20 protein-coding genes are annotated in these 24,133 nt (G+C 52.5%); 5 read left to right on the forward strand and 15 right to left on the reverse strand.

Going from position 1 to position 24,133, the window contains the following annotated elements; genetic code table 11:
- Positions 1-210: 210 nt before the first annotated feature.
- The gene (lysA, locus tag HW115_RS16990) at positions 211-1,506 is read right to left on the reverse strand and encodes a diaminopimelate decarboxylase (RefSeq protein WP_178934155.1); all 1,296 of its coding nucleotides are present in this window, start codon (positions 1,504-1,506) and stop codon (positions 211-213) included.
- A gap of 80 nt (positions 1,507-1,586) precedes the next feature.
- A complete protein-coding gene (locus HW115_RS16995) occupies positions 1,587-2,717 on the reverse strand; it encodes a serine hydrolase domain-containing protein (protein WP_178934156.1) in 1,131 nt (376 codons plus the stop codon).
- A gap of 36 nt (positions 2,718-2,753) precedes the next feature.
- Between HW115_RS16995 and trmB the strand changes: the two genes are divergently transcribed.
- Positions 2,754-3,413, forward strand: coding sequence for a tRNA (guanosine(46)-N7)-methyltransferase TrmB (gene trmB, locus HW115_RS17000; protein WP_227021616.1), 660 nt, complete (start codon positions 2,754-2,756; stop codon positions 3,411-3,413).
- Between the two features lie 128 nt (positions 3,414-3,541).
- Here trmB and HW115_RS17005 read toward each other — a convergent pair whose 3' ends face one another.
- A complete protein-coding gene (locus HW115_RS17005) occupies positions 3,542-4,174 on the reverse strand; it encodes a prepilin-type N-terminal cleavage/methylation domain-containing protein (protein WP_178934157.1) in 633 nt (210 codons plus the stop codon).
- 237 nt (positions 4,175-4,411) lie between these two features.
- Here HW115_RS17005 and rnr point away from each other — a divergent pair, with 237 nt between their 5' ends.
- Positions 4,412-6,673 carry a ribonuclease R gene (gene rnr, locus HW115_RS17010; protein ID WP_178934158.1) on the forward strand — a complete coding sequence of 754 codons (2,262 nt, stop codon included), beginning with the start codon at positions 4,412-4,414 and terminating at the stop codon, positions 6,671-6,673.
- 21 nt (positions 6,674-6,694) lie between these two features.
- Positions 6,695-7,933 (forward strand): tetratricopeptide repeat protein, encoded by a 1,239-nt coding sequence (locus HW115_RS17015; RefSeq protein ID WP_178934159.1) that lies wholly within the window; start codon positions 6,695-6,697, stop codon positions 7,931-7,933.
- 38 nt (positions 7,934-7,971) lie between these two features.
- Here the strand turns inward: HW115_RS17015 and HW115_RS17020 are convergent, their stop codons facing one another.
- The 12 genes from HW115_RS17020 to HW115_RS17075 all read right to left on the reverse strand — a co-directional run bounded on the left by HW115_RS17020 (position 7,972) and on the right by HW115_RS17075 (position 22,392).
- Positions 7,972-8,481 (reverse strand): YbjN domain-containing protein, encoded by a 510-nt coding sequence (locus HW115_RS17020; RefSeq protein ID WP_178934160.1) that lies wholly within the window; start codon positions 8,479-8,481, stop codon positions 7,972-7,974.
- A gap of 65 nt (positions 8,482-8,546) precedes the next feature.
- Positions 8,547-9,026: a DUF2017 family protein gene (locus HW115_RS17025; RefSeq protein ID WP_178934161.1), complete on the reverse strand. Its 480-nt coding sequence runs from the start codon at positions 9,024-9,026 to the stop codon at positions 8,547-8,549.
- Entirely contained in the window at positions 9,023-9,304 is a 282-nt protein-coding gene (clpS, locus tag HW115_RS17030; RefSeq protein ID WP_178934162.1) for an ATP-dependent Clp protease adapter ClpS, read from the reverse strand. The genes HW115_RS17025 and clpS overlap by 4 nt, the downstream gene beginning before the upstream one ends.
- A 112-nt stretch (positions 9,305-9,416) precedes the next feature.
- Complete coding sequence (locus HW115_RS17035) at positions 9,417-10,394, reverse strand: alpha/beta hydrolase (RefSeq protein WP_178934163.1); 978 nt, start codon at positions 10,392-10,394, stop codon at positions 9,417-9,419.
- 39 nt (positions 10,395-10,433) lie between these two features.
- Positions 10,434-11,924 carry a sulfatase family protein gene (locus HW115_RS17040; protein WP_178934164.1) on the reverse strand — a complete coding sequence of 497 codons (1,491 nt, stop codon included), beginning with the start codon at positions 11,922-11,924 and terminating at the stop codon, positions 10,434-10,436.
- Positions 11,925-12,304: 380 nt separating this feature from the next.
- Positions 12,305-13,864 carry a sialate O-acetylesterase gene (locus tag HW115_RS17045; protein WP_227021617.1) on the reverse strand — a complete coding sequence of 520 codons (1,560 nt, stop codon included), beginning with the start codon at positions 13,862-13,864 and terminating at the stop codon, positions 12,305-12,307.
- Between the two features lie 8 nt (positions 13,865-13,872).
- The gene (locus HW115_RS17050; RefSeq protein WP_178934165.1) at positions 13,873-15,297 is read right to left on the reverse strand and encodes a sulfatase family protein; all 1,425 of its coding nucleotides are present in this window, start codon (positions 15,295-15,297) and stop codon (positions 13,873-13,875) included.
- A gap of 21 nt (positions 15,298-15,318) precedes the next feature.
- On the reverse strand, positions 15,319-17,757 hold the full coding sequence (locus HW115_RS17055; protein ID WP_178934166.1) for a glycoside hydrolase family 95 protein: 2,439 nt from the start codon (positions 17,755-17,757) through the stop codon (positions 15,319-15,321).
- A 131-nt stretch (positions 17,758-17,888) separates the two neighbouring features.
- Positions 17,889-18,695 carry a PEP-CTERM sorting domain-containing protein gene (locus tag HW115_RS17060; protein ID WP_178934167.1) on the reverse strand — a complete coding sequence of 269 codons (807 nt, stop codon included), beginning with the start codon at positions 18,693-18,695 and terminating at the stop codon, positions 17,889-17,891.
- A 2-nt stretch (positions 18,696-18,697) separates the two neighbouring features.
- Positions 18,698-20,254 carry a LamG-like jellyroll fold domain-containing protein gene (locus HW115_RS17065; protein WP_178934168.1) on the reverse strand — a complete coding sequence of 519 codons (1,557 nt, stop codon included), beginning with the start codon at positions 20,252-20,254 and terminating at the stop codon, positions 18,698-18,700.
- Positions 20,251-20,772 (reverse strand): sigma-70 family RNA polymerase sigma factor, encoded by a 522-nt coding sequence (locus HW115_RS17070; RefSeq protein ID WP_227021618.1) that lies wholly within the window; start codon positions 20,770-20,772, stop codon positions 20,251-20,253. The genes HW115_RS17065 and HW115_RS17070 overlap by 4 nt, the downstream gene beginning before the upstream one ends.
- 135 nt (positions 20,773-20,907) lie before the next feature.
- Complete coding sequence (locus HW115_RS17075) at positions 20,908-22,392, reverse strand: NAD(P)H-hydrate dehydratase (RefSeq protein WP_178934171.1); 1,485 nt, start codon at positions 22,390-22,392, stop codon at positions 20,908-20,910.
- Positions 22,393-22,643: 251 nt separating this feature from the next.
- On the opposite strand from HW115_RS17075, the gene HW115_RS17080 reads away from it, so the two are divergent.
- Both HW115_RS17080 and HW115_RS17085 read left to right on the forward strand, forming a co-directional pair.
- Positions 22,644-23,345: a PEP-CTERM sorting domain-containing protein gene (locus HW115_RS17080; protein WP_178934180.1), complete on the forward strand. Its 702-nt coding sequence runs from the start codon at positions 22,644-22,646 to the stop codon at positions 23,343-23,345.
- Between the two features lie 80 nt (positions 23,346-23,425).
- On the forward strand, positions 23,426-24,103 hold the full coding sequence (locus tag HW115_RS17085; protein ID WP_227021619.1) for a PEP-CTERM sorting domain-containing protein: 678 nt from the start codon (positions 23,426-23,428) through the stop codon (positions 24,101-24,103).
- The last annotated feature ends 30 nt before the right edge of the window (positions 24,104-24,133 follow it).

A 24,133-nucleotide genomic window follows, 5' to 3' on the forward strand; every position in this document is an offset into this window, starting at 1 on the left:
GCTCATACCGGAAGATTTCCTCATGTATGATAGGCCCATCCGGGCATTCCTGCGCGCCGCGCGGGAGGGGGTAGTTAGCAGAATTCCAGCGACTGGCAAGCAGAATTGAACGTTTCCACCCGAATTCTGTCTTTTTTTTTTACTCTCGGCCCGAACAAGTCAAACATTCCTGATTGTCGGGATAAGTGAAGTGGCCGCCTTAGCAGAGCATCACAGCACTGCTTTTTCGCTGGCGAGAATATCATCGAGGCTTTGGCGGGGACGAACCACCTTGGCATCCGATCCATCGACGAGGATTTCCACCGGCAGCCCCCGTGAGTTATAATTCGACGCCATCACAAACCCGTAGGCTCCGGCACTCATCAAGGCAATCGCCTCACCCGGCGAGAAGTCCGGCAAATCGGCATTCTGGCAGAAGAAGTCACCTGTTTCACAAATCGGGCCAACCACATCCACTTGGGTCATCGCGGCATCGCGCGGCTCGTTCAAGGGGACAATATCATGATGCCCTTGGTAGAGGGCCGGGCGGATCAAGTCGTTCATACCAGCATCCACGATCCGGAAGGTCTTGGCGCTTCCCTTTTTCTCGTAGAGACAGCGGGTCAGCATCACGCCGGCATTACCCACGATATAACGGCCAGGTTCGACCAGAATCTTCAACCCGGTCTTTTCAAGGGTCGGCAGCACACCAGCGACGTATTGCTCAATGGTCAAGGGTTTGTGTTCCTCCTCCTGGGCAGCCCACCACTCGGGTTTGCCAGATTCGAGGGCTGGATCATAAACGATTCCGACACCGCCACCGATCGAGAAAAATTCAATGCCATAGGCGCTCTTCAGAGAAAGTGCCAGAGGAGTCACCTTCTCAACAGCCTCAACAAATGGCTGCAAGGAAGTCAACTGGGAGCCAATATGCATCTGCAATCCTTTCAGGGTCACATGAGGCAAGGATGCAGCACGATCATAGGCCGCTTCAATACCAACAAAATCCACCCCGAACTTATTCTCAGACTTGCCGGTGGAAATATACTTATGGGTTTTGGCATCTACATTCGGATTCACCCGGAAGGCGACCGGGGCCTTCACCCCCATCTCTCCAGCCACCTGATTAATAAATGCCACTTCTTCCTCACTCTCAGCATTAAAGCAATAGATCCCCTGCTGCAACGCATATTCAATTTCCTCACGGGTCTTGCCCACACCAGCAAAAGTGCACTTCCCGGCATCCCCCCCCGCTTCGATCACCCGGCGCAATTCTCCACCCGAGACGATATCAAACCCGCTCCCCTCCTCCACCAATAGTTTCAGCACGGAAAGGTTCGAATTGGCTTTGACGGCATACTCAATGCCGTGGTTCACGCCCGCCATCGCCTGATCGAGGCGGCGGTAGTGATCCCGGATTGTATTCGCGCTATAAACATAAGCTGGCGTTCCATGAACATCGGCGACTTGATTCAAATCGACCTCCTCGCAATGCAGTGAACCATTCTGGTAATGAAATGAGTGCATGCCGCACCCTATGGCCCATTCCCCTCGAAATTGCAAGCCTCACAGCCGGGGATTTCCCTGTAGCCATGTCATGCACATTCTCAGATACTCTCGTCCCCACAGAGGTATGCCACCATGTCGAGACTCTTTGGCCCGGGCAACGGACTCAACTCCATCTGGTTCATGACATAGGCAAACGACAGACCCGATTCCGGATCGGCATAGGCATGACTCCCCCCCGCACCGGGGTGACCAAAGCCCTGAGGGGAACGTCCGTAATGCATCCGTTCCTTACTCCCCTCCTCATTCATAGGGTCCATCTGAAAACCACAGGAAAAAGCCGTTCTCGTCTGCAGTATGCGGTCAAAACCACAGGCCTGCATCCCTCGGATCCAGCCTAATACCTGAGGAGAGAAAAAAGAAATCGCCCCGCATGCCGCCTGATAAAATTGCGCAACCGCTGCGGCCGTTCCAATGCCGCCCATCGCGGGTAGCGCGGCCTGCCTCGCCCGCATTTCATTCATCTCACGAACGGAATTCAGCCCACGCGGAGAAAAAAACGACCGGCTCACCAGCGACTGCTTCCGATGCAGTTCACGGTAAAAACCACTCTCCAAATCCCCCTTGTCCATTTTGCCAGGGTAGAGAACCGCAACCCTGCCAAACTCACTGAGCGGCAAGCCAATCCAAGCATCGAGCCCCAGTGGGTCGGCAATCTCAGTCCGCCAGACTTCACCCAAGGAGCATCCGGACATCCGACGCACCATTTCTTCAAGCAAAAAACCAAAGGTTCTCGGATGGTAGCCATGCCCACCTTCTTCAAGACTCCAGTTCGGAGTCTGCTTTTCAATCGATGCAATCACCGCTTCATGATCCCACACCTCAGCCACCACATCCAATGCCGCCACCCCGAGTTGATGCGACATCATCTGTGCGATCGTCCCCTGAGGAACGGGAAACTCCGGCCAAATACTACCCACCTCATCCTCGGGCTCCACCCCCAACTCATCCATCAGCATCAACATCGTAGCTGAAGCCAAGCCCTTGGTCATCGAATAAAAAGGCACCAGCGTCTCTTTTGTCCACGGCCTTTCCTGCTGCCGTTCACACCATCCGTCAGCCATCGAAACCAGTTCCTGCCCCTTCTGCCAGACACTGACCGAGGCCCCTAGTTCACCGCGTTCTCTGAAATTTCTCTCAAATCGCTCTTTTAATCCTTCCTTCGTCCACATACAAGATGCACGCACCCATAACCAGAAAGCACTCATTTGAAAACCCAAACTTCAAACTGCGCCCGGTCACCGGAACCCAACGAGTTCATGCCGGACGATTATTTCCGCCGCTATTCCCCAGCAGATATTTTTGGAAATGCGCACCCATTGGAAATCGATCTCGGCTGTGGCGATGGCAAATTCCTCTTGGAAATGGCCGAACACTACCCCGAGCGCAACTTCATCGGTGTGGAGCGTCTGCTTGGCAGGGTGCGCGGAGTCTGCCGCCAAATCGAAGAACGCAAGCTGAGCAATGCCAAAGTCCTCAGACTCGAAAGCCAGTACACACTGGAATGGCTACTCGAACCAGGTTCAGTATCCCGCCTTCACCTGCTCTGCCCGGACCCTTGGCCAAAAGCCCGTCACCACAAACGCAGGCTGGTTCAAGAACCATTCCTCACCGCCCTGCACCAAGCCCTGGCCTCCGATGGGGAGTTTTTATTTAAAACCGACCACCCTGATTACTACGAATGGGTGTGTGAGGAAATGGATCAATTCAATCAGAACACCACCCGCTACCTCCCGCTCGATTGGCCGGAACCACCTTCTGACCATGCCCTGTTCTACCCCAAGACCGATTTCCAACTTCATTGGGAGTCCCAAGGGAAAAAGATCCACCGCTTGCGCTACAGAGTGAACGGCAAGACTGCCAATTAGAGAAAACAAGGAAGTCTCCCGCTTGGCATCGGCGGAGGATTGAGGCCAATCCTCCCTAGCTATCATGCGAAAAACGGCGCAGAGACTAAACCCTGCGCCGTTGAAAATTGCTTACTGACTTGGTCCGATTACTTGAGGAAATTCGAAGGAATCAACTTCAAGACCTTCGGGCTGGCCCCCTTCGCCGGAACCCCCTGCTCGGGACCGTCAGGACCTGTGCTGAAGATCAACACCTTCTTACCCCGCACATATTCATCACCCGTTTTGAAGGGATGCTCGATTTCACCATCGAGATCATAGTCCAAGGAAAAATAATAGCGCTCTCCCCAGGCATCAAATAATTGGGCAACACCGTTGGTTTTATCGATATTCATACCGTCCCGGTAATTATCCTCATTGGAACCTTTCGGCTCACCCAAATTGAAAAACTCCATTTGCTTTGGGTTCAAATCTTCGTCCAAGCCTGCCAGAACCGCCATAAATTCATCGTTGGTCACCTTGTCGTTATCCCCACCTTCGATTTCCATGTCACCGTTCGGAGCATCCGCTCCTGCGTATGGCAGGTAAGAATATTCATTCTCAAAACGGTCCACCGCCATTTCGAGCGATGTGCATACATTGGTAGCCGTCACCACCTTGGCTTTTACCAGAGCTTTGACAATCTGGGGAGCGGCCAACACCGCGAGGGCTGCAATAATGGCAATCACCACCAAGAGTTCGACAAGAGTGAAGCCTTTGACTTGTTTTCCGGTTCTTTTCATCGTGTATAATTAAGATAATATTTAGCAGGTCGTAAGAGCCATTCAGCAAACTTACTCATCCTGCGGTTCACTTAGACAGAATTTGATAATCTGTGCAACTATAGATTCAAGTAAGACATTACAATGGACATACATACTTAACCCTGATCATCAGCATATCAAGTGAAACAGTTCGTAAGACCAAAATAATACCGAAATAATCTGTCAATCTCCACCAATTCACAACAGCATGTCCTTATGAAAGACTTAAAAAAGCGTATTCTCACGCTGATGAGTTCCTCCGATTTCAAGCCCTTGAACAAATCCGAGTTTGCCAGAACACTTGGAATTTCTTCAAACCACCGGGCTGCCCTGCGAGCCGAGCTGATTAAACTCGAAAACAAAGGTGATATCGTGCGGGGAAAAAAGGGACGGTTTAGCCTGAGGGCCAAATCGAAGAAAGGATCATCTGGCACCGGCTCTCTTCTGGTGGGGACCCTTCGCTTCCAACAGAGCGGACATGCCTGGTTCTACCCTGATGCCAACGATGCCACCAATGAGGCGGCCGGCATGGACTTGCAGAAATACTCCCGTGTTTTTATCCCCTCGACCAAAACATCCACTGCCATGAATGGCGATCAGGTTACCGTGCGCATCGATCGCATTGGTCCGCCGGATTGGACCAAACATCGGAAAAACCGCCAAGCCGGAGGAAAAAAACCGGATGACGAAGCCGCCGGGTACGTCACCAAGGTGATCAAACGTGGTATGGCCCGCATCGTCGGCACCTACTTCCACCACGGCAAATTCTCCCATGTCCAACCCAACGATGTAAAAATCCCCGATGTCAACATCGACCGTCAGGCCCAACTTCCGGATCCCAAACCGAAACCTGGCCAGATCGTCGCCGTAGAACTCACTCGCTGGGACAATCCGAACTCCACCCCCATGGGGCGGGTCACGGAGGTCCTTGGCTGGCCCGACACCCCGGGAATCGACATGCTCGCCATCGTTCACAAACTCGGACTGCGCTCCGAGTTCCCCGACGATGTTCTGGCCCAGGCCAAAGGGTTTGGTGATCGGGTGAGCGAAAAAGACATCCGTGGACGGGACGACTGGCGTGAGCTTCCGGTCATCACCATTGACCCTCACGATGCCAAGGACTTCGACGATGCCATCAGCGTGCAGCAACTCAAAAGCGGCGACTGGCAACTCGCCGTACACATCGCCGATGTGTCTCACTACGTCAAACCGGGGACCCCGCTCGATAAAGAAGCCCGGGCCCGCGGCAACTCCACCTACATGGCCGACCGAGTCCTGCCCATGATCCCGCGCGAGCTTTCCAACCACCTCTGCTCATTGATGCCTGATGTCGACCGCCTCACCCAGTGCTGCCTAATGCGCGTGGCTCAGGACGGAAAAATCAAATCCGCCAAATTTACCCGGGCCGTCATCAACTCTGGTCGGAGGTTCACCTACGAAGAAGCCCAGGACATCCTGATGGAGTCGGACAAAGTTCTCGCCCAACGCTTCCCCGACGAAGAAAAAGAGATTGTGCACATGATGCGGCAAGCCTGGAAACTGGCCTCCATCCTGCGCAAGCGCCGCTTCGATCAGGGAGCGCTCGATCTCGACATGCCCGAAGTTCGGGTCACCCTCGATGACACAGGAAAGCCGACGGGTATTGAACGTAGTGACTACAACGAATCCCACCAACTGATCGAAGAGTTCATGCTGGTCGCCAATGAAGCCGCCGCAAAACTACTCAAAAACCGATCGCAAACCACGATCTACCGGGTCCACGAAGACCCCGACCCCGACAGGCTCAATGAGTATGCCGAACTCGCCCGCCTGCATGGCTACCAACCAGGCGACCTCACGAACAAAAAACACATTCAGGAACTACTCGACAAAGCCAAGGGCACAATCGAGGAGCCTGCGATCAAAATCGGCTTGCTGAAATCCCTCAAACGGGCGGCCTACCACCATGACCCGCTCGGCCACTACGGACTGTCCAAAGCGGACTACTGCCACTTCACCTCCCCGATCCGCCGCTATGCCGACCTCATTGTGCACCGGGCCCTGCAACGTCACCTCGGCAACCCGCCGGAAACCATCGACAAAACACCGCCCCCGGGAGAAGCCGCCCAAATCGCTGTGCATATATCCGATACCGAACGCAACAGTGCGGAAGCAGAAAATGAATCACGCCGACTCAAAATGCTACAGTATCTGCACATTTGTTCCCGTGAGGAAAACCCACCGACCTTTACAGCGGTGGTCACCGAAGTCCGCCATTTCGGTCTCTTTATCGAGGCCACCGACATCATGACCAAGGGCATGATCAAAACCGAAGATTTCCCCGATGCCGACCGCTCGGAGTGGCTCTACGATCCCACCCTGCTGAAATACTCCGGACCCCGCGGCCAGGAACTGGGCATCGGTCAACAACACCAAGTGCAAGTCGCCCACGTCGATATGGAACTCCAGCGGGTTGACTTTAGGATTGTTGACAGTTAATCATCTGTCTCAAACACTGCCATGCCCAAGAACACAGACCCATCCGCCAGCGAGCGTGAAAAAAATAAATTTCACAAACTTCTCCAAGAAACGCTCGATTCCAAAGAGTTCGCTTCTGAAGAAGAACTCAATGCTTATCTCGAAGAACATTTCACAGGACGTCAGATCTCTGAAATCTTAGACGAGCAGGAACCAGACAACTCACCCCGAGGCAAGGCTGAAGCCAAACTCGACCTCATTGACCCATACAATGCTGAGGCAAGCAACCGTCGCCATGCCATCGCAGCAACCAAGCTCGATCCAACCTGTATTGAGGCATGGGTTAGTCTGGCCGATACCTATCAATCGGAAATCAAGGCCGAAGCGGCCTACCGAAAAGCCATCGAGCTGGGGGAACTAGAATTTGAGAGCTTCATCAAAGAGAGCCTGAGCATCTCTGATAAAAATGACCCCGAGGAAAAAAGTTGGCTCTGGGGCCATCATGCGGCACGCCCATTTCTTATGGCACTTCAGGGACTCGCCGATATCTACGAATCTCAAGATTTCTACGATGAAGCAATCGACATGTATGAACATATACTCCGCCTGAACGGAAACGATAACCAAGGGGTTCGATATATCCTTCTGCCGATGTATTTCATCCATGAGACGGAAGAAAAAATCGAGAGCCTGTTATCAAGCTACCCGAATGAATGTTCGCCTCAATGGTTGTTTAGCAAAGCACTCTACACCTTCCAGAAAACATACACCGAACAAACCGAAGGTGGAAGCTGGCAATTCGAAGAACCCGAAGACCTCGAAAACGTCAACGACATGATTCTACTGCCACAACTTCCAAAAGCATTTCATGAAGCCAATGCGCTGCTCAAGCAGGCAATGGAGTCCAATGGCATGGTCCCGCTCTTCCTTTGTGACATGCGCTGTTCTTATTTTTCGTCCGCTGACTCCTGTCAAGTAGGCGGCGCTGATGAAGCCTTCATGGTGGCTCAAACCACCGGGATATTGTGGGCTCTCGACCCTCTAGCCAACCTATGGCTTCAGGAAAGCTGCTTTGGTCCCCTTCACAGAGAGCTTTTAGCCAAAGACCTCCAAGAGCATTACCATCATGTGGCTGAACTCGATAAAATGCTCGACCAAGTGGAAATTGCAAAAATCGCAAACCAAGAGCTGGCGAGCTCAACGACAACCACAGATCAAATCCGTAAAATAGTCCTCAGTACCATCGCACCTGACGATGACAAGATCATGAGTATCTTTTAGGTGAAGCCATGCGCCCTCTATTCGGGGGTTCACGTCACCTACTCGTCCTCATACTCGGGCACCGGTGGGATCAAATCATCCCTGAGCAAGAGGCGCTCGACCGACAGATCATCGAGCAAATCTTCCGATGTCTGTTGGATCACGGCTGCGTAAGGTGTGATGCGGTCAACCTCGGCGATTGCCGCGTGCACCATCGATGAGATGATATCGGGGTCGAACTTGTCGCGCTCAAACAGATTGGTGATTCGAAACATCAATTGGCTCCGATCCAAGTCATACTCCAGACTCCCGAGGGTGATGCGTTTATTGGCTCGGGCGAGGAGCTCCAACACAACCGGCTCCTGTTCCACCTCGAGGTCCATCAGCGTTTCCCCGACCACGGACAAGGCATTGAGCTGGGGAAATGCCTGGGCATGGAGGTGAACCTGAGTGTGATAGGCTTCGAAAGCGGTCCGTATGACATCGCGGTCTTCGAGGTGCTCATACTGCCAACCTTGCTGGCCAAAGGCGTCCATCACGGACTGGATTTGAATGGATACGGGGCGCATAAGTAAAATCAGTGGGTTATGAGTGACAACAAAAGAAAAGGACTTCCGGGGAGAATACAGAGTGCTCAGTCCTCTGGATCCGGGTCTCCTCCGGGGTCGAGAACAAACTCCAAAATCAAGCTTTGCAGAGAGGCGTAAAACCGATCACGGAAATGGGCCTGCACGACTTCGTCAGGAGTGGATTCGAGCGTATCCAGCTTCTCCAAGCTGTCCAGCCTGTATCGTGACTGGAGTGCCAGGCGTGCTTGGTTCAATGCCCCATACCATGGATCCGCATGTCCGGGGCTAATCAGGACTTTCCCCTCATGCAACCTCCCCTGGTGGACGGCGGCGCTTACCAATGACATCTGGTCATCATAGCTCCTGACTAATTCCGGAACCACCCATTCATCCCATTCGCTCTCGTCATCCATCAATGATGCCAGATGCTCAGCCAACTGCCCCGGCCGACCAATGTCCGAAGCAATCATGCCGAGCACTTCCCAATCGATATCCGTTTCCGGTTCAATGGCCAAGCCTCCTTCCAATGTCGGTATGATCTTCATTCGGGTTTCTCCAGGGTTGCCTTCAACTGCCAGGAATGAAGCTGCTGGACGTAAAATTCAGCCTTCTCACGCTCACCCGACCACACAATCGAGCGACCTTCGCGGTGGACCTGCATCATCAAGGTTGTCGCCTTTTCCTGAGAATAGCCAAAAACCCGTTTGAACACCATCGTCACATAGCCCATCAGATTCACCGGATCATCAAGCACCACCACATTCCATGGCTGCGCTTTTTCCTGCTTGGCTTTAATCCGATCTTTGGTTGTGGGAGTGGGCATGGAAAACAATCTGCGGAGGTGAATCAATCAACTCCGCTGCTATACCACCGGACCGGAACTCTGAAAAGCATGATCCGAAAAAACAAGCGACTCCGTTTTTTCGGTCATCGGTTCATTGATTCTTTTGAGGTGGTTTGGCCTGCCGCCGCGCCTTCTGCTCGGCTTCGATGTTTTTAATCGCCTCACCTGTCCATTCAGCCACCTTGTTCTCCCCAGATAAGCAGCCTTGTTGAACCAAAAACAGATCCGTTTTGACCAGCACCGCTTCAAACATTCGCCTTCCCCCTTTGCTAATGTGGAAAAAACCATGGGTCTGCCCATCGAACACATGTGTCTCACAGACGTTGCCGGCATCGACCATCCTCTTCTGAAACGCATCGATGGTAGGAACCGGGACATGCACATCTTTGGAACCAAAAAAGACAATCGTAGGAGGGAGCCCGTTGACAATGTTATGCAATGGCGAGATCTCCTTCCAATAGGCAGCCACACGTTCATGCCCGTAGCCCTCGGGGCCGTTGTCGTAGACCGGGTTAAACAAGACCAAGCCGTTGGGCTCGCAGGACACCTTCGACTCTGGAGCGCCATCGATTTTCGGGCACATCGCGCAGGCGGCGGCCACATGCCCACCGGCAGAGCCTCCGGCAGCGATGACTTTATCCGGAGAGATCCCGAATTCCTTGGCATGCTCGCGGACATAGCGAATTGCCTCTTTCCCATCTTCAACACATTGCCTGGGCGACGCACGGTGGCTGCGACTGGTCCTATACTGCGCCGAAATCGCCACCATACCCCGCGATGCCAGATACTTACTGAAACCATAGAATTGCGAAGTGCCTCCTGATTTCCATCCCCCACCAAAGAAAAAGATGATACAGGCTCGCTTGTCGGTCTTGCTGTGACCATCCGGTAAAAAGATGTCCAGCTTCAATGGTTTTCCCTGATCCGGCTTGGAAAATACAATCGACTTATCCGGCTTATATCCCAGCGTCCAATTATACCGTTCCACCGCATGCAGAGGCATTGCGACCCAGCAGGCATAAAGGATGACGGCTAGCTTCAGATTGCAGAAGTCTCTTTTTTTCATCATGGGTAATGCGATTCCTCTCAGCGACCGAGCCGTCATGTTCTACTTTTTCTTTTTGCGACTCGATAAGGGGCTCTGCCATTTCTGTTTCAGGCGATCGTAGGATTTCTTTCCGTATTCCTCACCTTCAAAACTTTGGCGAACGGACTCGTGCCATTGTTGAAGCACCCGCTTCATCGTCTCAATCCGCTCGGCACTCTGCTCCGCGAGATTGCTTTTCTCTTTCTGGTCGGTCTCGAGATTATACAGAGCATACGACTTGCCTCCGTTCTGACTCAGCAGCTTAAACTTTCCATCGTGCATCGCCACGGACTTACCAATCATCAGGCTGATTGGTTTGTTCCTCGTTTCCTTCTTCCCTTGAATCATCGGAAGCAAACTCTCTCCGTCGAGGTCACGTTTGGGCTCAGGATAAGTAATCCCAGCTGCATCCAAGACCGTGGGTAGGTAATCACTGGTCACACAAGGCATGCTGGTAACACGCCCCTGCGGAATCGCCTTGGGCCAAACCAACAAGCCGGGCACTCGGACACCCCCTTCATGGAGGCTTCGCTTACGTCCGGTAAAGTCTGCGGCTGATCCATTCTTTCCGTTCGCCTTTCCTTCAGGGCCGTTATCGCTGCAAAACCAAATCATTGTGTTGTCTGCGACCCCTCTCTCCGCGAGATGGGCTCGAAGTCGGCCAATTTGTTCATCCATCGCCGTCACACAGCCGGCGTAATTCCTCTGTTCCAAGGGGTAATCCTTATACATCTCCTGATGCCGGGGCCCCGCTACACAAGGGAGATGCGGAGTGTGGAACCAAACAACCGCGATAAACGGCTTCTTCGACTCCACCGATTGATCGATGAAGGGTAGGACCCGATCCATGATCACACGACTGTCATCTCCATCCAGGTTGTCATTCACTTTTTTCCCTTCGATATCCCAGTAGTGGGTTCCGTAGTGAGTAAATGGCTGTCCCTCACTCAAAGGAGCCCAGCCTAACCTCAAATTCCCTTGCCCAAAATCCTTCGGCTTTTTCATCGGGTCATAGGTGGGAACCTTCGATTCGGTAACAAAACACATTCCGTAGCCATGTTCGCTTGGCGGATTGAAGAGCTTGGTTTCGCCGGGCTTGCCGCGGTTCGCATCTTTCTCCTTGGTCGTCAGCGTCCCTAGATGCCATTTGCCAAAATGCCCGGTCGCATAGCCATACTCCTGAAGGATCTCCGGAAGCGTAATTTCCTCAGGCCTCAGAATCCCGGTATTGGCATAAAAAACACCCGTCCGGTAAGGGTTCCGCCCAGTCAAACAACTTGCCCGAGTCGGAGAACAAACCGCGGAGGCAGAATAAAAACGATCCATGCGCAGCCCTTCTGCCGCCATGCGGTCGAGGTGCGGGGTTTTGATCACTTTGTTTCCATTGTATCCCGTATCGCCCCAGCCAAGATCGTCGGCCATCATCAGGATAATGTTAGGTTTTTCTTGAGCCCAAACGGACAACGAGCCCAAAGCGACTACAGAAAGCCCGATCAATGTGTATTTTATCATATGAATGTATCTGTTCACTGTATCCCGGTCACCCGGATCAGCTTTGTTTCTTGCTGTGCAGACTCAGCAAAAAAGGAAAACGATGATTTTACAATCTGCCATGATGGACTGCCATCGGATGTCTAAATAGATGACGATCTTTATCTCATCGTAGACTCTTCCATACGTATTCCGTCGAAGCCCTTTTGCAGTATTTCAGACATTTAAAAGTAGTTTCCTTATTCCGAGAGTTCCTTGTTGAGCGGCCCCCAGGGCTTAAAAATGAGATTGCCGAACGCTGGGATCATCATCCATCGCCTGGAGAATCATTCCCCATCACCTGTGTTCCATATCCTATGGGTATGCCCCTTGGCTGTCGACGATTGAACCTTTCAGTTCATTTACTTTCTTCTCCATTTAACCCCGGGTTCCAAGGGGGTATCATGGTATCCTTTCGGTTCCATATCATCCGTCCGGAATGGCATGGCCGGCAATCCGGCCTCATTCACAAGATTAACATCAGGGAACCCTGCAAACGCATAGCGAACATGTTCCGAGACAAAAGCCTCATCATCCCACGTGAGAACAACCGTCTCCCCATCGATCGAGGCTTTGGCTTCCACCCAATTCCCTTTGTTGTCTCCAAGCCAGAACCCTCTCGGGGCTTTGCCGTCCTTCGTCTTTAATCCTTCCGCATGGGTATAAGTCACAACCATGGTCTTCTTTCCAGTCTTCTTGCACTGTTTCAAGGTCGGCCCATCAGCTTGGACCAGTTTTCCCAAAGTGAGCTTTTGAGCGAACAAACTCAATCTTCTCCCAATCGGGCCCTTGTCTCTGGGATGAATATTCTTTTCACTGCCAAGATCGATCGTGTTGGCGATGCCCGTATTCGGCAAGCTCAGCACCTTTTGTTGGGCTTCACGGAACCATGCCCATGAATACGCCTCGGGTGACCGGCTTGATTTGACCGGGCTCTCCTTCACCATTTTTCCATGACCGGGAAGCATGACGGCTAAAAAATAAAAATCATCCCGACCCCACTGCTGCCTCAGACACTGCACCCAGGCCGGCAGCGTCTCGCCATACTGGCGCATGCTTCCCAACGAGCTGGTATTGGCTTCACCCTGGTACCAGATCATCCCACGGCATGCGTAAGGGATCAGCGGCGCCATCATCGCATTGTAGAGAATATTCGGACGAGTTCTAAAAAAGATATCATCCAGTCGCACACGTTTCCCTCCATTTTTCTCCTTCTCTAGCAGCCTGTTCACTTCAGCCTGATCATACTGATGGTAATTCTCCATCATCTTCTTGAAGTGAGGGAATTCAGTTGTCATGGAAAGGGGCATCCAACCTTCCAATGAGGAACTTCCCCATGATGCCTCAATGATCCCGACAGGAACGCCCGAGGCTTTTTGCAAATCGAGCGCGAAGGTTAGCGCCACAGCACTCTGGCAAGGTTTCGTAGCCCACTTACCCTTCATGTTTTTCTGGGGAGCATCATGAACCGTCCGCGGAACGCTCAACGAGCGGATCGGCAAAGCTGAGGCCTCAGCATATCTCTTTTTGCCATCTTTGAGGCTTTGATAACCCATCTGCATGTTCGACTGACCGGAAGCAATCCAAACTTCGCCCACCAACACATCCTGAAGCTCAATGCGACTCCCCCCCGAACTCACCGCAAAAACATGCGGTCCACCTGCGGGAAGCTCCGGCAACTGAGCCTTCCAGTCACCGGAAGCATCAACGACTGCCTTGGCGGACTTGCCCGCCACTGTGACGGAGACCGTAGAGCCTGCTTTTCCTTTTCCCCAAACAGGCACCGGCATCTGCCGCTGCAACACCATGTGGTCGGAAAATACAGAAGTAATTGATAATGCCTCCTTGTCCTTTGTTTCCCCATACAAAGGAAGAAATAAAACAGACGACAGAATAATGGTTAGTAGTTTTGTTTTCATCATTGAGAGAATCACTTTTTCTTGCGCTTTTTAGTGAACGGATACTCACCAGGCAAGAACAAGGGGTCACCAACCGCCTTCATCTTCGATTCCATCTCCTTCGTCAAACGCTCACGCACCTGCTTGTATTCCGGGTTTTCATACAAGTTCTTCGTTTCTCCCGGATCTTTTTCCAGATCATAAAGAAATCCGTAGTTGTGGCTATAGCTTGTGACGATCTTCCACTTTTTCGTCCGGTAACCTCGGAGCACATAAGTCAAATGCGTATCGTGCTGGATGAGCAATGGATTATTCCACTCCTCGTCCCCCTGGGAACCATCCAGCAAAGGTAAAAACGACTTCCCTCGCACCACGGTACCTTGGGGGATTTGGGTTCCCGCCATTGCACAAAGGGTCGGAAAAAAATCGATAAAGTTGATTTCCTGGCGAATGGTTGAGTTAGGCTTCACCGTTTCTGGCCAACGAATCAGATGCGGCGGACTCAAGGAAGTATCCCACATATTGGGCATCTTTTTGCCAGGAAGTTTATCTAGGTTTTTGTGGTGGTATGAACGCGGCAACTCCGACCCCCAATCACCATTCCCTTTGTGGGTAGCGCCATGATGACCGATGTTGTAACCGTGGTCCGAAGTGACAATCACTACCGTATTCTCACGAAGCCCGAGCTCATCCAGTTTTTTCATCAAACGACCAAAATTCCAATCGTAGTGACTTACCGATGCCAAGTATCCCCGCATCATCTTTTCAAGGTTGGGTTTGAGTTTGGGAAAATCAGGCAGGGCATAGGCCTTGTCCTTCACCTTGTCCCAGATCTCATCGCGCACTGGGAGATAAGCCCCATGAGGGGCCCGGTAATGTAAACTCAACATGAAGGGCTTGTCCTTCGGTCGATTTTCAATGAACTTCATCGCATCCTCCGTGAGAATATCCAACATAAACCCTTTGACCTTTATCTTTTTACCATCCACTTCAAGTGGCGGGTTCACAGGTGAGCAACCACCACCTAACAAACCCATAAAGTAATCGTAACCTAGCTTTGTCGGGTGGCTCTCCCCGCCACCCAAATGCCATTTCCCGATCAAGCCGGTATGGTAGCCATTTTTCTGGAGCAGTCGTGGCCAAGTCTCAAACTCCGGTGACAGTGGGTTATGGCTGTATTCCATAATCTTGACTTCGGACGGGTAACGACTCGTCATCAAGGTCGCCCTGGACGGACTACACACCGGGGAGTTGACAAAAGTATTGGGTAGAGAAGCAGCTTCCTCACGAAAACTATCCAGCGCCGGCGTCATCGCCTGCTTATTCCCCGAGTAACCGGTTGTCCAGGCCGCCTGATCATCGGTCATGATGAACAGAATATTTGGGCGGTCCTGCTTGGCGCAAACCGCACTCAAGGCCATCACCCCTGTCAACACGGAGTATGCAATCGTTTTCATGATTTCTGTTCTATTGCTGATTTACTTAAGCAGCGCAGACTCCCCTTTTTTCATTTTTTTCGTCACGGACTTACCATTGTAGCGGACGGTCAATTGCGCATCTTGACTGGCGGTAACACGCGCCGCTTTAACCATACCGCCATCCCACTGCACATCGACGGTAAAACCACCACGGGCACCGATCCCTTTCACCTCACCCTTTGGCCAGGCCTTGGGCAATGAGGGCAACAAATCAATTTCGCCTCCGTCTGCACGATAGTGGCTCTGCACCAACATCTCGGCAATCCCGGCGCAACCGCCAAAGTTTCCGTCGATCTGGAACGGTGGGTGCACATCCAACAGGTTCGGGTTGGTTCCGTTCTTCAGCAGATTTCGCACCATGAGATAGGCGTGATCACCGTCGTGAATACGTGCCCAGAAGTTAATCTTCCAGCCCATCGACCATCCGGTGGCGCCGTCGCCACGCTGTGTCAGCGTTGTCATTGATGCTTTGGCCAGTTCGGGTGTATGCACCGGTGAAATCTGGCTCCCTGGGTAGAGTCCAAACAGATGGTTGATGTGGCGGTGTTTATCCTTCGGGTTATCGATATCCTCATACCATTCCTGCAGTTGGCCGTGCTGCCCGACTTTGTAGGGAACCAGCTTCTCCATGGCTTTTTTCCAGCTGGCGACACGTTCTCCCTTTTCCCCGAGCACCGCAGCAGCATCAATCGCATTTTTCAGGGCCTCGCGAGCCATCGCAATGTCAGCGGTCGCCCCCAGTGACATAGGGCCGTGTTCCGGTGACCAACTCGGCGTGCTGGACAGCTCCCCGTTTGGTAGTTCATAAAGGAAATCCACCAAGAAGTCGGCTGTGCCGGAAAGAATCGGCCAGCTGGTTTCACGCAAATACTTTTGGTCACCACCAAAGGCGAACTGTTCAAATGCGTGAGTCGTCAACCACGCACCGGAAAGGGGGAAATACGACCAATAGCGAGGGCGCTTCACCCCGGGCTGAGGCACCGTATACCCCCAGATATTCCCTGAGAGGTTTGCGGTCCAACCGCGGGCATTGCTGTAGGCTTTAGCCGTCACAGCCCCCGGGCCACGCAGGGAATTGGTGTAATCGATCAATGGCTCCTGGCATTCCAGCAGGTTACACGGACCACTCGGCCAATAGTTCATCTGCAGGTTGATGTTCAGGTGGTAATCGCTGTTCCAAGCGGGAATGGTTTCGTTGCACCAAATCCCCTGCAAGTTTGCAGGCAGACCTCCTGGGCGCGAACTTCCGATCAAAAGGTAACGTCCAAATTGGAAATACAGCTCTTCGAGATCGTGGTCCGCTTGTTTTTTATTCAAGGCGACACGTTCATCAAGCGGCAGCTTCAAAACATCAGCAGGCGTCTTACCTAGGTCGATCGACACCCGGCCATGAAGGCTTCGATGATCGGCAAGGTGGCGTTTGCGGAGCTGGTCCAATCCCAGCTTCTTCGCTGCGGCCAAGGTCGCCGCATTCTGTTTTGCAGGATGCTCACCACGGTATGCCGGAGGCTTGCATGCATAATCGGTTCCGGCAACCAAAACGAAGGTGACCTCATCGGCACCTTGCACCTCAATGCCGCCGGAGCTCACCACAACCTCCCCCCCCTGATGGAGCACACCGATTCGTGACTCAATCTGCAAGCCATTGTTTTCCAGCTTACCTCCAAACACCCAGACACCTTTCTCAACGTCCGGCTTCATCACATGAGGAGAAAAGCCTTTGAGGGTCAGGTTCTGGTTTGCTTTTTTATCAGCTGAAAAATGCAGCACCAGTGCACGGTCCGGATTCGAGCAAAAACTTTCGCGCGTGTAATTTACCCCCTTGTGCTTGTAACTTACCTTGTGTAACCCCGTGGAAAGATCCAACTCCCGCCGATAATACATTCCCTCAGCAAACTCCGGGTGACCCGTTTCGATGATCAATTCACCGAAGGTCTGGTAGCGACCAAAGGTTTCATCCGCCTTATCCCGGTCCTCGTGACCGAGACCCCGCAAGTGCTCATCACTCAGCGCTTGGGCTTTCTTTTTGCTCTCCTTATCCCCCTTGAGAAGCAATGCCCTGATTTCGGGCAACGCCTTGTGGGCATCGTGTTTGTTTTGATCCGGAATAAAGTCCGGCGAACCCGGACCACCACTCCACACACTGTGCTCATTCAATTGCACCCGCTCATACGAAGTGCCTCCATAGATCATGGCCCCAATAAAACCGTTCCCTAACGGCAAAGCATACTTTTCCCACGCCTGATCCGGGTTCGGTTTGTGGGTTCGCTTCGGATTTTCGACCTTCCAACTTTGCAGCGGCGATTTCTTGCCATAGGCCTCGGCCGGCTTATCGAACCACATGCTTAGTCCCTTCGATTCGGCGGCAACAGCCGATCCTGTAACAACAACGCATAACGCCGTCGTCCCCCATTGTTTGATGTGTGTGATGGTTCTCATGATTTTTGAATAATGTGCATACGCTGTAGAGCCGCCCTTTTTTCGGGACTGACATACAGCGGTAAAATAAACGATAAAAAATGCCCGGCATGGACAAAGCGTCCACACCAGGCATGAGTGATAGAATTTACCTACTTCCGTCGGCGCAGGATCAGGGCTATGCCACCGAGGCCAAGAAGGGCTGTGGAGGACGGTTCAGGGACTACCGTTCCAGCAACACTAATATTATCAATCCCCCATAATGCCTTGCTGCCTTTGGCCTCAATCTTGATTGATGCCAGATCTCCACTAGCAAAATATGAACCTGCGAGATTCGTAGTTCCCCCATCACCGGTCAATGTATATCCGGCAGCAGCGAGGCTAAGGTTGATTGTCTTACCATCACCATTCTCAGACCATAAATTATTGTGAGTATTATCCCGCGTCCCGGAAATATCAGAAGAGGTTGCTAACTCCCTTTGTCCATAGGGACTTCCACCATTACCACCGGTAAACGTAAACAAAGCAGTCCCGCCACTGGTATAACCTGTCACAAGAAGCCCTCCATTTTCTCCTCCTGAATTGCGAATGTTAAGATCCATCGAAATCGTGGCGCCATCCAACAAAATTTCAGAACTCAAATCGATTGTCGCCGTTGTGCTATGACTAGTATCATTTGTACTTCTACCAATCAGCATCCAATTCCCTGACATCGCTGTAGCAGCCGCACTCGTCACATCAATTCCCGAAGTCGTGCCTCCCGTTGAGGTCGCTAACCCACTCCATGAACCTGGCGATGTACCAGCATCCAAATTAGACGCTGAGGTAAGCCCGGTAATCGCAGTTCCTGAGGTTGTTGCTGTCGACCCGGAAAAATCAGCAGAAAACACCGTCGCCGACTGCGCAGTCCCCATCGTGATGATTGCACCTAACACGGTGCCCGTTATTGTCTTTTTCATTTTTATTTTATTGTTGGTTTGGTTTCGGAGTTCCCTCCGAATTTCTCGAATTGAGAGCGTTGTGAGTCAGTGAACTGGCGGATTTGCTCATCCGTCAGTGCTCCGTCAAAAACATAAATTTCATCCAGGTCCGCTTTAAGTTGGCGGCGGCGATGGGCGATCTCAGGGTCCCGAATGGTTTCACCAAAGGTGAGAGGCATCGCATTTTTCGTGACGGTCAAGGTCTCGGCTTCCTCTCCGGTGACATAAAAACGTCCTTTCAATGGCTCGGACTGACCGTTGACGTAAATGGAGACTCCTCCATCCTCCCCGGCCGACAGCATATCGCGCACCACGACATGGGTCCACTGCCCGGCCCCAATCACGGATGAAGTCTTCACCGATCGGTTCCCCCAAAATAGGGAAATTCGACCACGGCTCTCTTTATCCTGGTGGGCAATCAACGACCACTTGCCCCCCTCATGGGAATTATCCCCCCAACCCACAATGCCTCCGAATTGTTGAGGCTGCTTACCCTCGGGAAAGCGAATCCAAAAAGCTACTGTCCTCGCACGCGTCCCCTCAAACCCTGGCCAATCGGTAGCCACCTTCTGGCCTTGCCCATTTAATGATAGAGCCTTACCAAACGGTCCGTCGACAAGCTTGGTTCCCCCTTCACCCACCGTGTTGATCCGTTCAATGTATGGGTAGGTTCCCGCTACCGGAGAAGTCACACCGTCATCAAATGACCAATGCAAATACGGCAGCGAATCAGGAAGCTCCGCAAGAAAACCACCAGAGTTTGTGGATATTTCTACCAAACGGCCAACCGGGTCGATGCGGCGGGCCTGCCCTGCCGTGAGTTCACCTTTTTGCTTCCTTACCCTGAGGGACTCCACTTCCACCCGTCCCTTGAACACATGAACTTCATCATGCTCGCCGGGTCGGGCCAGCACACCGAACTCCGTGCCCAAATCGAGCACCGACAAATCGTCCGTTCTCACTTTAAAACCAATGGCCTGCTCCGGCACATGAAACCAGGCTCTGCCCTCCCTCAAAAACAACTCACCTTCAGACCGCATCGTCAGATCTGCAGGGGCCATCACCACCGACCTCACGCCGGATGCAAATTGCAACTCCACCACACCTTGCTCAACCACCATTCTCGACCCCGGCTGCATCGTCTGTCCCGTCGGTGACCCCTCTCCGGAATGGGTCACCGAAATTTCAGTGCCAGGCGAAGATTTGAATACCAGATCTCCAGCAACAGGCTCCGGCATCAAATACAAGCGCATCAGCACCGCCCCGAGAATCAAAACCGCCGCCGCTGAAAGCCAAGCCACAAAAACGGCCCGACGTTTTTGGCGAAAAAGGATCCGCTGCACAGGCAGGTGTGGCTCCGAACGATGATGCACATCAAGCTCCAGGCCCACCAAACTCTGCAATTGCATAAATTCCTGATACTGTGCACGGGCCTGGTCAGAAGATAACAAATAAGCCTCCAACTCCCCGAACAGCTCAGGATCAATATCATTGTCCGCAAGACGGGACAGGGCATGGTAAAAATGCTCATCCGTCACACCATATCTCCTTCCATCCGCAGACGACGTTGAACACAGTCTTTCAATCCAAGCCGAATCCGGTACAACATCATTCTCAAAGATTCTGCCGATTTTCCTATCTTCCCAGCATGATCAATCACACTCACATCCTCGTCATAACGGACCCTCAATAACTCCAGCTCTCCCGAGTCCAGCTTTTTCAAACACTGATGGAGCGCCACCCGTTTCGAGGCCAAGCCCACCGGCTCTGCTGTCGCGGATACTGGATCGGCCAATTTTTCAATCAGCTCATCACTGAATAATAGCCAGTTCTGCCGCTTTAACTTTGCCCGGTGACTCAGGACGATGTATTTCGCCATGGTGCAGGACCAGGCACCAAAATTGGTCCCCAACTCAAACGTATGTTGCCGTTCCCACAACTTGACATTCACATCCTGCAGCACATCGTTCACATCCTGGTAGTTCGGCAGCAAGGAGGTAATGTACCCGCGAATCACCTCCTGATGACTCGTCAGGAGGTGCACAAATTCCGTCATATTTTCGGCAGGTTTGGACACAGGTAAAACTACGCTCGTTATCCAAAGAAGCCATCAAGGATCAGAACGTTACAAAATAATGATTCTTTTTTTAAATCCTGCAGGTATCGGCCTGCCGTTTCGACCTGAAAAAACTCAAGGCAAGTCGCGAAATGCCAAGCCCAGGCAATCGAGAACATCACTCGGCAGCACAGAATGAACGGATTGATGTCCATGGCTCAGCGCCAATTCTGCGGCTCGACCACACAGCCAGGCCCCCAATCGGGCAGCCTCAAAAGGAGGCACATTCTGAGCCATCAACCCACCGATCACACCGGCCAGCACATCCCCCTGACCCCCAGACGCCATTCCGGCGTGTCCACTCCCATTGATATGCAATGCCTGATCGTCCCGCGCAATCACGGAATGAGCCCCTTTAAGCAACAAGGTGGTTCCCGGATAACGCTCGACAAATGCCTTCACCTTCTTTTCCCGATCCCAATGCGCACCCTCGGGAAACAGACGGGCCATTTCCCCTGGGTGGGGTGTCAGGACATGACAAGCTCTGAGGTACTTCACCAAGGACACCTGGGCCAAACGATTCAGGGCATCCGCATCCAACACCATCGGCATTTCCAGCTGACGCAACAAGGCCAACCAGCGCCGGTTTTCCTGCTGGTTGGACGACCCCATCCCAGGCCCCATCACCATGGCATCCAGATCACAGCCCCGTATCGCTTGCAAACTCTTGACCGGCTGAACCATCACTTCCGGAGGCATCATCGGGGCCAGTAGCGGATACACCTCCTCATACACAAAAACTGTCACCAGTCCGGCACCCGACCGCAATGCTCCACGGGCACATAACACTGCAGCTCCGAGCATGCCAACGGATCCGGCAACGATCCCGACCCTACCCGCGTCACCTTTGTGAAACCGATGTGGGCGACGCGGTAAACAATCACTCAACGCACTTCGATCAATCAAACATGGAGACAGATCTTCGGGCACAGGCAAATCATCGAGAGGCACAGACTCCATCACACCAACATGGTTCTCCGCAGCTTCAGAGAGCAGCCCCCGTTTGGCTACGCCTACGGTCAAGGTCACATCTGCCACCACCGCACCTTCCTGGGCTTCTCCGGTATCGCCATCAACTCCTGACGGCAAATCCATGGCCACCACCACCGCGCCTCGACAACGGCGCATGTGATTCATCCAGGCCGCCAATTCATCCAAGGGAGTCCTTAAGGGACCTTTGGCCCCGAGACCGAGCAGACCATCCAAAATCAAGAACGGCTGGCCAGATTGGCAACCGCCCTCCCCCTCAGCCAACGCACCCAACGCACCCAACTCCCTCCACTTCTTCCGAGGCAGGGCTCCCACTTGAGATGGTTCGTGCAAACAACGAACCCCAACCTGCCAACCAGCCCGGGCGAGATATTTCAGAGCAACCAAGGCATCTCCCCCGTTGTTGCCCGATCCAATACAGGCGACCGCGTAGCCCACCTTGGGGTAACGCCTTATCAAGGCTTCCGCGATCCCCCTTCCGGCCAAGTCCATCAACGATTCCGCACAAATCCCCCGACGAAACGCCTGTTCTTCAAGATCTCGCATCCCCTGACAAGTAAGACTACCCATATGAAAGAATGATCTATCATAATCAAGTCCCTGTCACACGACAAAAATCAATCATCCAACACCTAGGGACATCCAACAAAGCGCGGGGTAATCTTTGCAGCTCTATGCTCAGAGCCGAATTTTTTGTTTTTTTCAAAAAAACCATTAATGATTTCCGGATTTCGGGTGTGTATCAGTAGGAACGCTTCTTTACGCCTCCTCTTAGGCAGCATCTGATACAACTATCTATGAGCAATATACCGATAAAAAGAATGACATACGCATCCCTGACAGCGCTGGCCATTACCGCACAAGCCCAGGCCGTCACCGTAAATATTGACTTCGGAGCAACGGGGCAGGTAGCCCCCAACCCCACCAGCGGAACAACCAGTGAATTTGGCCAGGTGTGGAATGCTGTCGAAGGGGTAAACGGTGCCAATACTCCTGCAGGGACCACAACCTTATCCGGCCCCCTCGTTGATTCAACAGGAGCAGCAACAATCGTAACATTGGACATGGCGTGGACCAATGCCACCGGCCTTGACTTTTCCCGTTTCTGGGACCTCCACCCAGCAGATCGCGACGGTGACTACGTCGCCATCAGGGGAGACAGCGGCGGCGTATTCAACACGTTTACCCTCAAAGGGCTGGAGGAAAACGCCAAATATAACCTCACCGTATGGGCAAACAATCCTGGCGGAACCGACTTCCGGGTCAACGGAGGCTCCACCGTCAATGTAATCGGATCGACAAATAGCTCAGCGGTCAACGACTCCACGGCCTACACCTTTCATGGCGTAACCGCAAACGAATCCGGTGCAATCGCCATGGATTGGGGACACATCGATGCACCTGCAACCGCAAACACATGGGCTGGATTTACATCAATGTCGATTACCGCGGTGCCTGAGCCAACTTCTGCAGCTCTGCTTGGGCTGGGAGGCCTGAGCTTGATTCTGCACCGCCGCAAGTAGTTTCACGGAAGAATGAATCAACGCTTTGATCTTTGCCTCAGATCAGTAAATTTTAGCACAACCTGACATAATAAAATAAAATGAAAAAGTATACAATTATAGCAATAACAGCGGCCATGCCCGTTTTAACATCACCCTTGGCATCAGCGGCTTTGCTGAGTCTGGATGATTTGAGTAACGCATCGTTTGAGTCCAATACCGGTGTTCCGAATGATTGGGACAATTCATTTTCTGATGGGAGGGGAGCGCTTGTGGAGACCCCTGGCGTTAATTCTGTCCTTACGACAGCCTCAGACGGCAGCAACTACCTGCGGTTCTGGAATGCCAATGAGTATGTAGCCCAGCGACTGCGGGGAGTTACCGACACTAGTGGTGGTGCGGTGGTTGATCTTACGGCTGCCGACATCTCCGGGCAGACGTTCAGGGTCAGTTTTGACATAGGACGGGTTGAGCCTAATCTCACGGATGGTTCCTTGACCGTTGGCTTGCAATATAACGATGGTGCCTGGCGTAATTTCACGGTGGTTCAAGGCTCGGCCAGCCAGACCAGGGATTCCTGGGTTCGTTATTCCTACGACATCACGGTTGACCGTCTTACCACATCTAGTGGTGTTGCGAACTTCTTTGTGCAGAAAGACGGAGCTAACAGCCGGCATGTAGCGATTGATAACATCAGCATTGTTGCCATCCCTGAGCCTACTTCCGCTGCTTTGCTTGGACTGGGAGGTCTGAGCTTGATCCTGCGCCGCCGCATGTAATTGGAATGATCCTGAACGATCGCTCGACAT

Origin of the sequence: Oceaniferula marina (assembly GCF_013391475.1) — a bacterium.
GTDB classification, from domain to species: Bacteria; Verrucomicrobiota; Verrucomicrobiia; order Verrucomicrobiales; family Akkermansiaceae; genus Oceaniferula; species Oceaniferula marina.